Origin of the sequence: Pseudotabrizicola alkalilacus (assembly GCF_003443995.1) — a bacterium.
GTDB classification, from domain to species: domain Bacteria; phylum Pseudomonadota; class Alphaproteobacteria; order Rhodobacterales; family Rhodobacteraceae; genus Pseudotabrizicola; species Pseudotabrizicola alkalilacus.
This window is the reverse complement of sequence record NZ_QWEY01000004.1, coordinates 302,482-314,621: the sequence shown is the minus strand read 5'-3', so window position 1 is coordinate 314,621 and position 12,140 is coordinate 302,482. Positions and strand designations below refer to the sequence as shown.

The following is a 12,140-nucleotide window of genomic DNA, read 5'->3' as shown; positions in this document are numbered from 1 at the left end:
GGCGATATCCGCGCCATCTGGGCTTCGGAAAGCAGGATCATCTCGCTCATGGCAGCACCCCCTGTGGTGCCGCAAGTGAATCAGTGAGTTGTCCGACCCGCAAGAAAATTAATGGGTCCAGAGCCTAGGCAGTCTGCCGCGTTGCAAGAATGTTGTATGGGCCCATCAGATAAGTGGGCCGGTGCCCGTTGCCCGACCGCGAGCCTTGCGCTCACGCTCCTCAAGCACATCGCGCCACATTGCATATGTCGAGGCGACCATCTGCTCCAACTCATCGCGGGAGTACAGTCCAATGCCTTCATCTGTATGGAGCCTGACCGCGCGCCGGTCGTCCGACGGATCGCCAAACTGGGCGATGGTCAACCGCACTTCGGCAAAGTCTTCGTCAGCCGCTCGGATGCGCTCGTGCATCATGGAAAAGGCGAAGCGGCGGCCCTCGGCCGTCAAGCCTCTGGTGCGGCGCGGGTCAATGAACAGCACACTCGCCTGCTCGTCGATGGCGAGAATCATGGGTAGCCAGAGGGTGATCTTCTGGCCCATGCCCATCGACAGCGGGAAGAACTCTTGCCGCCGCCCATAGATCCGGCCAGAAGCCGCAAAGTCGTGCAGGCCAAGCGCAACGCGCCGATTGTAGGTATACTCCTCATCCGACCGGCTGCGCTTGCGCAAATCGGTTTCGATAACAGCCCAAGGCGTCGGCTTGGCTGCACCCAAGTCGAGATCGGGCTGGATGTTGAAGATGTCGGAGAAGCAGCCGCGCACCGGCTTATAGGAGAAGGTCGAGAAACCGCCCTTCATCTGCTCCAAGCTCTTGCGCTTCATATCATCGCGCTGAGGCGCGATCCTCGCAAGGTCAATGTCAGGCAAAAGGCGTGTCGTCACTAGGCGGTTCTCCTGAACGAGGATTTGTGCCGACCGACACCTTATGGTGGCGGAATCGGTCCATGATCACATCATCCGGTATTCGCATCCCAAAAGCAACATCTGTTCGCGCTTTGTCCACCACTACGGACCAAGGAGAGTTCTTGGCGTGCGACAGATCGACGAGACGACCAGGAGGCAAATGCCCGTAGGACCTCATCACGTCGGACACCAAGTCAGTTACCCCCATATCCTTCGGCTTAGGCAGATCGCGAGCGCGTCCGGTGAGGGGGTCTTTTGCTACCGCGCGAGCGTTGATCGGTGCGGAGCCTGAGGGCTTGAACGCCCGGTAGACTGCCGGGTGAACCGGGCCATAAGGCCACGCCTCGAAGTAACCCGACACGAGGGGCTGCTTAGTCTTGGTCAGGTGTAGGCCGTGAGCGAAGTAGAGAAGCTTCTGAAGTGCGAGATTAGTGATCTTCCAACCGCGCCGATCTGCCTCGTCTAGCATAAGGTTCGCGATTGCCCTCGGATCGTATGGCCCGCTCATAGCCTCATGCCTGCCGCCCTCAAGTTCTACTTTTGTTCGCAATCATGCCTCACTTCGGGGTGATTTGGCAAGATCGGGAAAGCGTGCCCCATGACGGACTCGAACCGCCGACCTTGTCCTTACGAAGGACCTGCTCTACCAGCTGAGCTAATGGGGCTACGCGAGGTGTCGTTTAGACGATGAGGGTTAGCCGTGCAAGGCGAAAAGGCCTTGCCAGGAAAGAGTGGGCGGCCCCGTGAAGGACCGCCCGCTGTCGTGTGCTCATGCTGGCAGGGCAAAGCGAGGCAGGAGATGTGACGGTGGCCGCCCAACAGGACAGCCACCATCGGTTGCTAGGCTCGACACCAGCCCCGAAGCAGCGCGGTTGCCACTTTGCGGTCGAGGATCTCAAGCAAGCCAAGGCGGCCAGATGAACGCGCGGTCATGCTGCCACCGACGAGAGCGCCCTCTGCGGGATGCGCGTCATCGCCGAACCGTCCATCAGCCAGACCATGCGGAACAGGTCTCCAAGACCATACCCGTGCAGGATGGTGTCGAGCAGTTCCTCTTGCCCTTCGATGGACTCAATTGCGTCGAGCAGGTTCCTGTCACCGACGACCCGCGCGGCATCTTTCACCTTTTCGACGACCGACGGATCATCATACCCGCACTCGCGCAGGCACATGCAGGCGTCGGTAAAGCTGTCAGCATCCGTCACATTCGCGAGCCGTGCGAGGTGGCACTCGTGTTCAGCGAGCGAGCCGAAGTAGTCGAAGGTGGCAGGCGCACCGAGCATTTCGGTCGTGCCGGGGCTACCCTCGTGGGCGAGCAGGTAGTCGAGGTCGTCCTTCGCGATGTTGAAGGTGTTCGCCAGCGTTTCGATGTTCTCTTTGTAGTCAGGCATTGGAATTCCTTTCTCTTTGCCTTCTGTTCGCCACGTTCAGGACTGATCGTGACTTGAGACCCATTTGAAAGGTTCGACGTGGCTGATCATGTCTGCCAAGATGGCTGTGAGGCATACAGGTTGTTCGGAACACCGGACGACTTTGCCATGGAAAGCTGGGAGGCCGACTTGCACGAGATGTCCCTCGGCATCACGGCATGGCGCGCCATTGCGTATGCCTTGGAACGCGATCTCGAACTGCCCTTGTGGATCAAGGACTACTTGAAGCAGACAGCCGCAGGCATTGACAACTGGGCCGTGTTAAACGGGCACCCCGGCGAGTTGAAGGAAGTGCTGCGCCTTCAGGGCAAACGCAAATATGACGACATGTCTGGGGAGCCGCGCTGGATTTACGACGCAATCAGCCAGTTGCAGGAGCAGCAGCCCGACGCGACGGTAAAGGATCTCGTCGTTGCCTACATGAAGCAGTTTCCGAATGTTGAGAAGAACGAGGAAAACGTTCGGCAGAAGTACTATCAAGGCAAGCGCCTTGCCGAAAAGGGCATAGACTACAAGGGCCGTGGGCGGGTGCGGCAGATGGATTTGCGGCCTTCGGTCGCCGCGCGCCACGAGGACGAGCCTGATTTCTGATCAATCGGTCAGGACTTCCGTCAATAGCTGGCTTCACCTATGGTAGCGGTGGCATCAGCAGTTTGGGGGCCATGGTGAAGGTATTCCTGGGATATGCGTCAGAGCACACTGAAACGGCTCGTGAGATTTACGGGTTCCTCAAAAGCATCAACGACGATGTGTGGTTCGACAAAGAGTCGCTTGTCGGAGGTGATGACTGGGACCGAGAACGCGCTGCAGCCCAGCAAAAATCTGACTTTGTCGTTCACCTAATCTCAAGCGAGATATTCGCGCGACCAGGTGTCGTGAACCGAGAAATAAAGCAGACCCTCAAACTAGTGGAAGATCAGCCAATTGGGGCAAGCTACGTCGTTTTCATGCGCCTTGACGATCTGAGGATGCCCGCAGAACTGATACGCTTTCAATATATCGACCACTTCAAGGATGCTTGGCGGGACCAGCTTGCGCAGGCTGTAGCAAAGCGGGCGGCGCAGCTCGGCGGCGTTGTTGCGAAACTCGCACCAGAAACCACAACCACCGTGACGGAGAAAGGACAAACCCTAGGCGGCGCAAAGCAAATGGCCCGCGTAGAGTCGGGGGTGACGACCGAGTTCTTCATCGTGTCGTCCGATCATATTCAGTATCCACCTGATGGAGTCTATTGGGACTTCGTCAATGCACGCCTTGCCTCCGAGGCATTGGGAGGGTTTGTGGGTGCAATTGCTGATTTTAAGCAGTTAGACGAAGACGATAAGAAGCGAATTAAGGAATACAACTGGCCCCACGAATGGGGTTTTACCATGCAGGAGTTCTTTAGGCGCGGGGATTTTCTCTCAGTCAGATCTTCCATCTATTGGTATGGAGGCGGCGCTCATCCAAACCATGCGATCAAAACCCTCAACTTTCTCGGTCCCGACTACGGTCTTTGCACAATCCGCGACCTTCTCGGGGGCGACGTCGATAAGGCTTTTCGCCTAGTGGGATACTGCAAAAAGGTACTGCTTGCGATGTTCGACGGTGAAGGTCTTGAGGACTTCATCAATCAGTCTTTCGATGATCGGCAGTACACTTGGAACTTAGCAGCGCAGTACAATTTCGACGACCGAGGCTTGACCATCAATTTCAGTCCATATGATGTTCTACCTTATGCTTTCGGCTCACATGAGGTTTTCGTGCCTTGGCGGTTTGCCGAGACAATACTTGACACGCGGTTCGCGGACCTTCAGGCAAAACTGAACGGTTGACGTCCCTCCCGAGCGTTGTCCAAGTGTACTGGCCTTAGTAGAGACGTGCAGCGCTGCGGTTGTCTTGGGGATCGCGCCCACCGATGGTGCGGCGACCGCGTGAACCCCAAGCGCTCGTCGGCTCTCTGGGCGCTCTGATGCGTTCGGCGTGATCAGAAGTACCGCATGACCAGCAGCGCGACGACGATCCCCACAAGGACCGCGATTTCCGGGGACGTCAACGCCAGCCGAGCAGGGTATTCTGCACTGGTCCCGCGTTGCCGTCGAGGTGGGTGGCGCTGAGGTATGCGAGGGCCAAGGCGATGGCGCGGTCGGCATGGTGGCCCTTACCACCTCCCTGGAGAACGAGGTTCCCAGCGGAGGTGGTGCCGAGTTCGAACGTCGCGATCTCGTTCAGGAGGTCCTGCTTGCCTTTGAGGTCATGCGCGACGGTCAGGGCGCGCGTCTCGAGTCCGACGGCCATGTTCTCCAGCAGCAGGGTTTTGGCGCATGTCACCTGCTTGCCCTTCTTCGTCAGGTTCGCGCCAGCGGTCATCACGACCGACCAATGCTCGATGCCTGCGAGGTCCAGGGTCGATGAGAAAGGCGCGCCAAGGCCCGACGCGTCGATTGCCAAGGTCCAGTTGGGGATGCGGGCCAGCCTGCGCGCGACGTGATCGGCGAGGTCCGTGTAGGAGAACAGTTGGATGGATTCCTGGAAAACGACCGTGCATCGACGTTCCCCAAGGCGTTGCTCGAACCCGCGGCCTGAGTACTCTGGATAGCACTCGTCCCGGACGACGACGATGGCGGACGGATCGTTGCGCCCAAGGTCGAGGCCGCAATGGTGACGGACCCAGCCATAGACGACATGACCGGCAGCAGCCGGGTCCGCGTTCGATGGCAGGACGACACGCCCGTCTTTCAGGATTTGGTAGGCGGGCGGGGCGTCAGGGGTCATGCCAGTTCCAGTGCGTTGACGTTCGGGTTGCTCGTGCGGTCGAGCGTCTCCCAGGAGATCAGGGGTGTGCCTGCCCCGACGAACTCGCACAAATGCTCCCGACGGAATGTCGTGTCGGACATGGTTGCCTTGTCGAAGGCGACTTGAGCGGCACGGCGGGGAATGTCGATTGACCGCGCAGTGATGCGCGTGATCTGCTTGCCGCCCATCCAGGAGTCGAAGAAGAAGCCTGACGGCTTGTTGGGGGTGCTCAAAAGGAAGATGCGACCCGATTCCTTTCGCATAGGAAAGAAGGCGGTCAGGGCATCGTCGTCCAGGAAGCAAGCTTCATCCGCGATGATCGTGTCTGCCGTCATGCCCCGCGCCTGATCTGTGGCCGGGACGACTATGATCCGACCCCCATGCGACGGGTGCGCCTCGAGTTCGGTCTGCGTCTGGCGCACGATAGGCGGGCAGGAAGGGTCCGAGTTCTTGTACTCAAGGATGCGTCGGAACAACTCGGTACTCTGCCGAAGGCTGGGTGCCGTCAAAATGACCATCTTGCCGCGCGAGAAGTCGTCATAGGCGAGGCCACCCGCTGACGTTGATTTCCCCGACTGTCGCCCGCACAGGGCAAGAACCAGTCGGTCTGCGTCGTTTAAACGGGGATCAGTGCGCAGGAGAACCTTCTGCCAATCGTCGGGTTCCCCGACGGTCAGCCGGAACCGCTCGACGGGGTCGAGGCCGACGGCCAGGCCGCGCATGTATTCCAGGAGGGCGCGGTCTTCGATCATGCAGGCACCACATGGTCCATGACTTTCAAGACCCGCATCTCGTCCAAGAAGTCGGCCTTTGCCTCCGGGTGTCGATCCAGGACAGTGAGAATAATCTGGCGCAGTTTGATGAACTGGGGTGACTCGTTCAGGTTCAGGTGGATGTCGATTTTCTTGTTTAGCTTTCCGTGAAGCTCTGCCAGGGCCATTAGGGAGGCGCGCACCTCTTTCAACGTGCCGAGTTTCAGCAGCTTCTCGTCGTCGCCATTGGCACCCTCGAACAGTGCCTTGAGCTGTTTCAGGACCCACTTGAGGTCCTGGTCCACGTCGTCCCCGAACTCGTTTGCAATGGCCGCGTTCTTCAAGGCCCCCTGGACCTTCGTGTCGTGGAAAGCCTGCGCGAGGATGGCAAGGCGCACCTCGTCGGGGATCGTTGTGATGAAGCGCGCAACCGACATGTCGGACACGCCGAGTTCCCGGCTGGCTTGCAGCATCGACATGCGGCCCAGGATGATCTCGCGGGTGTAGTGTTCGCGCTTGTCGTCGGGCAGCAGGGCCAGCTTGTGAAGCCTGCCCGTCCCAAAGCCCTGGCCCACGACGGACCCGCCTTTGACTTTCGGCTTTGGACCGGGCTTATGCTTGGTGGGGGCGGGAGGCATCAGTCCTCCCCGACGATCTCGAGCGGGACTTTCTGGCTCTGCGCGAGGTCCTTCGCACGGCGGTAAAGCGCGACGTCGCGCGCATCGGCGCGGCTGATGCGGACAGGATTACCGACCTTGCGAAAGTCGGTCAGGCCGTCGGGCTTCTTGGCTGTTTCCAGGAGGGCTGCGGTCTTCGCGGCCAAGGCATCGCTTGCGGCGATCTTGTCGGCGATTTCTTTGTCCTTCGTGACGTTGTGGAGCTTGTCCAAAAGTTCGGAGTTTTTCGCGGCGATTCCGCGGACCTGATCCTCAACTTTGGCCGTGAGCTGGGGGATGATCGCTTCCGCAATCAGGGGCGCGAGCGCCGCGACCAAGGCTTTCGCTTGGGCGTCATTGTCAGTGGGCATCGTTGGACCTTTCCAAGGTTTCCGGGGTGGGGAGCAGCAGCCGGTGAACAACCACTACTCCCCTGGGCTCCAGGAAAAGATCGCGGCCTAGCCGACGTCGTGATGATCGGTCCTATCCCGAGTTGGCTGCAACCGAGAGTTGAGGTGGACGTGGGAGCATGGGCAGAGACGACGCGCTCTGCGGGGATTTGCCAGGGTTTGACGATGTAGGGGCGGTGGTGGGGGATTTGGCGAAGTGTGATCTTCTATCTTTGCGGGGGCCGGGGTGGTGCGCTCTCAGAAAGGGGGTCGATCCCGCCCGTGGCGTGTCTGACTTGTAAAGCGCGCGCCGTCACAACCTGATCCATGACCCAGGCACTTAGTTATCAAGCGGTTGCAGCGGTTGACCGTGTCATTCGATATGATGGGGTCGGGGGTTCGAGTCCCTTCTGCGGCACCACTTCCCTCCTCCCATTCGATGAGAGTTTGCCTTGTGAAAGCCGTCAGCTTCGCGGCTTTGTCTAGCGTTCCCGCAACGCCTCGTTTGCCTTGTAAAGCGGTTTGGTCAAATAGGTAAGGATGGTCTTGCCGCCGGTCTGCAACTCCACCGTAGCCTGCATGCCGGGACGGATTTGCAGCGATTTCTGACGTGCGGTCAGGTGGGTCTGGTCCACCCGCAAAGTCACCTTGTAATGCGGGTCGCCGTCGGGTGTGCGGGCGCGTTCATCCTTGAAGGTGTCGGCAGAGACAAAGGTAACCTCTGCCTGCAGGCTGCCATAAATCGTGTAATCATAGGCCGACAGCTTGACCGTCGCCGCCTGACCCAGCCTGACCTGTGCGATATCACGCGGTTTGACGCGGGCCTCGACAAACAGCTCCTCGTCCAGCGGGATGATCTGCAGGATCTCTTCGCCGGGGCGCACGACACCGCCGATGGTGGTCAGCGACAGTTTGTTCACCACGCCCCGCATCGGCGCGACCAGTTCGGTGCGCGACAACTGATCCTGCGCCTGTTTCAGCCGCTGCCGGAGCGAGGCAAGCTGACCCTGGGTTTCGGAATAGGTATTGGCCCGGTCCAGCTCTGCCATGGTGCGGGCCTCTGACAGCTGCGCCTCGGCGTCCGAGGCGGCCTTGCGGGCGCGCGTTACCTCGATCAGCGGGGCGATCTCCTGCTCATACATCCGCTCCAGCAGCTCGCGTTCCTTTTGCGCCTGCGTCAGCACCGCCTTGGCCCCCGCCACCCGCGCCGCCTGTTCGGTCATCCGCGCAGACAGCAGTGCACGCTCTGAGGCAACCACATCCGGCACCCTTTGGGCAATCTCATCTGCCACCGCAAAATCGGACTTGCCCGCAAGCTCTGCCTCCAGCCGCAGTTTGCGGGCCTCCAGCGTGGAAATCTGATCGCTCAGATCATCAACGGCGGATTGGTATTGTGTGCCATAAAGCCGGGCGAGGGTTTGGCCCGGCTCGACCGTATCGCCTTCGGAAACGTGCAACTCGGCCAGAATGCCGCCCTCCAGGTTTTGGATGATCTGTGGGCGCGATGACGACACCACCTGCCCTTCGGCCCGGATGATCTCGGCCAGCCAGGCAAAGGACGCCCAGAGGAGGAAGACGCCGATCGCCAGCCCGATCAACCAGATCGTCAACGACGGCCCGCGCATCCGTTGATCAAGCCCATGGTCAAAGGTGGTCATGATGCGCTGCCCCCGACCATGGCCGCCGTCTGAGGCTGCGCCTTCATCAGATGGGCCAAAACAGCATCGCGCGGCCCGTCAACGGCCAGCTTGCCGTTCTGCAAAATAAGCGTGCGCGTCGTCAGTTGCAAAATCGGCACCCGGTGCGTGGCGATGATCGCCGTCCGGCCTTCCAGCCAGATCCGCAAGCGGCTGACCAGCGTGGTTTCCAGTGTCTGATCCAGCGCGGCGGTGGGTTCGTCCAGAATGGCAACGGCAGGGTCTTGCAGCCAGATCCGCGCCCAGCCCAGTGACTGGCGCTGACCAACCGACAGGCCCTCGCCCATTTCCTTGATTTCCAGATCCAGCCCACGCGGGTGATTGCGCACAAACTGGCCCAGCCCTGCGAAATCGAGCGCGTCTAGCAGGCGGTCATCATCCCGTTCCAGCTGGGTGGTGTTCAGGTTGTCGCGCAAGGTTCCGGCAAACAGCCGCACCTCTTGCCCCAGATAGCCGATGCCCCGGCGCAAATCGCGCGGATGCACCTGCCCCAGATCAACCCCGTCAATCAGCACCCGCCCCGAGGTGGGGTCGTACAAACCCGCCAACAGCCGGAGCAGGGTCGATTTGCCCGAGCCGTTGGTGCCCAGAACCGCGATGTGCTGCCCGGCGGGAATTGCAAGTGCGGTAATATCGACGGTGGGCGACGACGTCGGGTCATAGCGGAACTCCAGGCTCCGCAGCTCATAGGCCCCCGTCAGCTTTTCGCGGCGAAGGTATTTGCGCCCGGTATCCTCGGCCTGTCTGGCATCGGCAATCGCCTCCAGCGCTTCCAGCGCGCCTTTGACGTTGGACCAGCGTGCCATGGTGGCGGAAAGCTGCGCCAGCGGGCCAAGGGTCCGCCCGGTCAGGATGCCGATGGCAATGATGGTGCCCACGGTAAAATCACCGGCAAACACCATGAAGGTGCCAACCATGACCGCGCCGACATAAGTTGCCTGCTGCACCCCCTGCGCCCAATAGGTCAGCAAGGATGTCAGCTTGCGCTGCTCAGAGGACTTGACCGCATTCAGGGTCACCAGTTCCGCCCAAAGCCGCTTTATCCGGTCTTCTCCGCGGGTGATTACAACGGTTTCCGTCTCGAACACGGCCTCATACAGCAGTTTGGCCTGTCTGGCGGTGGCCCCCTGACTGGCCTTTGTCATCTCAACCATCCTGCCGCGCAGCAAAAATCCGGGCAGTACCATCAGAATACCGCCCAGGATCAGCACCCAGACCAGATTTCCGCCAATTGTCGCGACAAGCGCCAGAAAGATCAGGATAAACGGCAGATCGGCAATGGTGCCGATGGTCGAGGCGGTGAAAAACTCCCGCACCGACCCGAATTCGCGCATGGCGTTGAACAGCTGACTGGGGCGGCGTTCGTGCGGGTTGGCTTTCATGCCCAAAAGCCGCGCCATCAGCCGATCCTGCACCACCAACTCGATGCGACGCCCGGTCATGTCCATCAGGCCTGACCGCGCGCCCTTGAGCATGCCTTCGAGCACGATCGCCAGCATTGCGCCGAGTGCCAGAACCCAGAGTGTCGGCTCTGATTGATGCGGGATCACGCGGTCGTAGACCTGCAACGAAAACAGTGCGACCGAAACGGCGAGCAGATTGGCGAAAAGCGACCCCGCCGCCACCTCCAGCAACTGGCGCTTGTACCGGCTGAATTCCCCCCAGAACCAATGCGCGCCAGATTTTGGCGTGTGGCGGGTTTCAAGCTCAGCCATCGTGGTACGTGCGCGCAGAATTCTGCCCGTGTAGACACTGTTGAACTCTGCCCACTCTACTTCGGCCCGACCATCCGCAACGCTGGGATCGTAAATCTCCAGCCCATGCGGGCCCTCGGCCAGCACCAGAACAACCTGACCGGATGTCATCTCGGCCAGAGCAGGCCAATGCGCGGCGTTGGGGCTTGCGGTCTTCTCAACCACGGCCGTCAGCCCGCAGTGCCGCAACCCGGTGCAGATTTCATCCAGACCCGGCATCGCCGTTCCCGCAGCGATCCGGATATGCTCCAGCAGGTCGGCGGCCGCCACCTCGACCCCCAGAACGCCGGCATAGACACTTGCCAGCCGCGCACGGTGCATCGCACGACTGGCGTGTTCCGCGCGGGCAGGCGGGACCGGAGGGGCCGGACGTGATACGGCAGGGCTGGCCGAGGCCACCCTGCCCGCATTCATGTCAAAAGATACCACCCGGTCACTGGTCACATGCGCGCCCCGTCCACCAGAACCCCGCGTTCAAGGGCAATTTGCAGCCGAAGGTCGGTGGCGATGTATTTCAGCGCCACCTGTTCCCGCTCGATCCGGGCAAAACTTTCGTATTGTTGCACCAGTTCCAGAAGGGTGCGGCGCCCCACCTTGTACTGTTCAGTGAACAGGGTCAGGTTGTTTCCGGTCTGCCGCAACACCTCTGCGCCCTGCGCTTCCCGGCTCAGCGTGCTTTGCATGTCACGCTGCAAGGCGATGATGCGGCGCTCGGTGTCTTCGGCGGCCTGCGCAATGCGGCGCCCGACAAGGTCGCCGGTTGCATTCAGTGCCGCGCGCTCGGCACCCGAGCCAAACCCGAACGCGCCGCCATTCAGACCCAGACCACCGTCGACCCCGCCCTTGCCAATCGCGGCGCTTGCCGTCAGGCCCGGCAGCATATCAGCCTTCGCCATCTCCGCTTCGGCGATGGTACGTGCGGCCTCGCCACGGGCGCGCATGACGGCCAGTGGCTCCGGCACGGTCTGATCAGGCGGAAGGCTTTGCAGACCCGACAGTCGGCTTAGATCGCGCGTTGTCATGGCCGTCAGTTCCGCCATTGCGGTCAGCCCGGCCTGCCGGTCAGCCACCAGGCTGGCCTGCATCTCTGCCAGCTTTTGCGACAGCACCCGCTGCTCTGACCTGTCAGACAGCCCGCCATCGACCCGCAGTGCCATGATGCGCTCAAACTCGGTCAGGCGCGTGACCGCGCGTGCGGCAACCGCCGCCTGCTCACGGGCGCGCTCTGCCGTCAGATAGTGTTTCAGGCCATCATAGACCCGTTTGTTATCGCCGCTTGCCAGTGTGACAGCCGCCACCTCGACGTCAGCAGCAGCATAGGCGCGCTCGGCTTTGCGCTTGCCGTTATCAAACAGAGTCTGTTCCAGCAGAATAGACGCCGCCAAAGCGCCAAGCGATGTCAGATTGGCCGAAGGCCCAATGCGCGGCAGCCAGTTTCTGGCCTTCGCCTCTGCCCGCAGTTGCGCAACGCGCAACTCGGCTGCGGCCACGCCTGCGCCAGCCTCTGTCACAGCGGCTGCGACAGCCGCAAACGGGCCATCCGGCGGCAGAACCGACCGCCGGGACTGCAGATCGGCAATCAGGGCCGACCGGACCGCACCCTGTGCGGACAAGACAGGCGCGGCAGGGTCGGCGGGGGATTTTCCCGCGCCGAACCCCATCTTGGTTACGCCGGGCATGCCTTCGCCCAGACAGGCCGAAAGCAGACACGCGGCCGCCAGTATCAGGGCCGGGCGTATGGCCCCGACCCTGATCCGCGCCGTTACATGATGCGGCATGACAGG

At 61.0% G+C, this 12,140-nt stretch carries 12 protein-coding genes and 1 tRNA gene; 2 read left to right on the top strand and 11 right to left on the bottom strand.

What is annotated here, in order from left to right; all coding sequences use genetic code 11:
- Positions 1-165: 165 nt before the first annotated feature.
- The 4 genes from socB to D1012_RS10280 all read right to left on the bottom strand — a co-directional run bounded on the left by socB (position 166) and on the right by D1012_RS10280 (position 2,294).
- Entirely contained in the window at positions 166-882 is a 717-nt protein-coding gene (socB, locus tag D1012_RS10295; RefSeq protein ID WP_118151777.1) for a type VI toxin-antitoxin system SocB family DNA replication inhibitor toxin, read from the bottom strand.
- Positions 860-1,372: a type VI toxin-antitoxin system SocA family antitoxin gene (gene socA / locus D1012_RS10290; RefSeq protein ID WP_233517087.1), complete on the bottom strand. Its 513-nt coding sequence runs from the start codon at positions 1,370-1,372 to the stop codon at positions 860-862. Before socA ends, socB begins: the two co-directional genes overlap by 23 nt.
- Positions 1,373-1,495: 123 nt before the next feature.
- Positions 1,496-1,568: transfer RNA gene (locus D1012_RS10285), tRNA-Thr, on the bottom strand.
- Positions 1,569-1,832: 264 nt separating this feature from the next.
- On the bottom strand, positions 1,833-2,294 hold the full coding sequence (locus D1012_RS10280; protein WP_118151773.1) for a hypothetical protein: 462 nt from the start codon (positions 2,292-2,294) through the stop codon (positions 1,833-1,835).
- A 78-nt stretch (positions 2,295-2,372) separates the two neighbouring features.
- On the opposite strand from D1012_RS10280, the gene D1012_RS10275 reads away from it, so the two are divergent.
- On the top strand, positions 2,373-2,924 hold the full coding sequence (locus D1012_RS10275) for a hypothetical protein (RefSeq protein WP_147335665.1): 552 nt from the start codon (positions 2,373-2,375) through the stop codon (positions 2,922-2,924).
- A gap of 71 nt (positions 2,925-2,995) precedes the next feature.
- On the top strand, positions 2,996-4,147 hold the full coding sequence (locus D1012_RS10270; RefSeq protein WP_118151769.1) for a TIR domain-containing protein: 1,152 nt from the start codon (positions 2,996-2,998) through the stop codon (positions 4,145-4,147).
- Between the two features lie 217 nt (positions 4,148-4,364).
- On the opposite strand, the gene D1012_RS10265 is transcribed toward D1012_RS10270, so the two are convergent.
- From D1012_RS10265 to D1012_RS10235, 7 genes are all read right to left on the bottom strand, one after another.
- Positions 4,365-5,087, bottom strand: a complete 723-nt coding sequence (locus D1012_RS10265; protein ID WP_118151767.1) for a hypothetical protein — start codon at positions 5,085-5,087, stop codon at positions 4,365-4,367.
- The gene (locus D1012_RS10260; RefSeq protein ID WP_118151765.1) at positions 5,084-5,860 is read right to left on the bottom strand and encodes a terminase large subunit; all 777 of its coding nucleotides are present in this window, start codon (positions 5,858-5,860) and stop codon (positions 5,084-5,086) included. Before D1012_RS10260 ends, D1012_RS10265 begins: the two co-directional genes overlap by 4 nt.
- Positions 5,857-6,498 (bottom strand): hypothetical protein, encoded by a 642-nt coding sequence (locus tag D1012_RS10255; RefSeq protein ID WP_118151763.1) that lies wholly within the window; start codon positions 6,496-6,498, stop codon positions 5,857-5,859. The genes D1012_RS10260 and D1012_RS10255 overlap by 4 nt, the downstream gene beginning before the upstream one ends.
- Positions 6,498-6,887 (bottom strand): hypothetical protein, encoded by a 390-nt coding sequence (locus tag D1012_RS10250; protein ID WP_118151761.1) that lies wholly within the window; start codon positions 6,885-6,887, stop codon positions 6,498-6,500. Before D1012_RS10250 ends, D1012_RS10255 begins: the two co-directional genes overlap by 1 nt.
- 500 nt (positions 6,888-7,387) lie before the next feature.
- Positions 7,388-8,563: an HlyD family type I secretion periplasmic adaptor subunit gene (locus D1012_RS10245; RefSeq protein ID WP_118151759.1), complete on the bottom strand. Its 1,176-nt coding sequence runs from the start codon at positions 8,561-8,563 to the stop codon at positions 7,388-7,390.
- Positions 8,560-10,770: an ATP-binding cassette domain-containing protein gene (locus D1012_RS10240; RefSeq protein ID WP_118151757.1), complete on the bottom strand. Its 2,211-nt coding sequence runs from the start codon at positions 10,768-10,770 to the stop codon at positions 8,560-8,562. The genes D1012_RS10245 and D1012_RS10240 overlap by 4 nt, the downstream gene beginning before the upstream one ends.
- Positions 10,771-10,796: 26 nt before the next feature.
- Positions 10,797-12,134 (bottom strand): TolC family protein, encoded by a 1,338-nt coding sequence (locus D1012_RS10235; protein WP_118151755.1) that lies wholly within the window; start codon positions 12,132-12,134, stop codon positions 10,797-10,799.
- Positions 12,135-12,140 lie beyond the last annotated feature (6 nt).